The sequence below is a fragment of the Neisseria sp. P0006.S009 genome (genome assembly GCF_051962915.1).
GTDB classification, from domain to species: Bacteria; Pseudomonadota; Gammaproteobacteria; order Burkholderiales; family Neisseriaceae; genus Neisseria; species Neisseria subflava_E.
Genome location: NZ_JBQCUV010000018.1, coordinates 1 through 255, shown reverse-complemented (window position 1 = coordinate 255; position 255 = coordinate 1). Strand labels below are relative to the sequence as shown.

Annotated in this window: 1 pseudogene; it reads right to left on the bottom strand. The window is 34.1% G+C overall.

The features are described from left to right. A pseudogene (locus ACTHTK_RS10295) lies at window positions 1-206 on the bottom strand (DUF389 domain-containing protein); the annotation flags it as partial. Window positions 207-255 lie beyond the last annotated feature (49 nt).

Sequence of the window (255 nt, the reverse complement as noted above, 5' to 3'; positions counted from 1 at the left end):
GACACCAGTGTTTTGGAGCGGATGACGGCATCAATTTTATCGGGATTTGCCTGGTCATGCGCAAGATTGAACACATATTGAAACTTGGTCATGGCAGCATTGTCTTCTTTTGGCTGTTTTTCTTGTTCTTCTTGGTTTTTTATGTTTTCTTGGTCTTGAATTTTCTTCCTTAATTCAATCTTAACTATTGTCTCTGTATATTTAATTAACTGGAATTTCGGATTCTGATAATTATGATTTAATTCTGATTTCAAA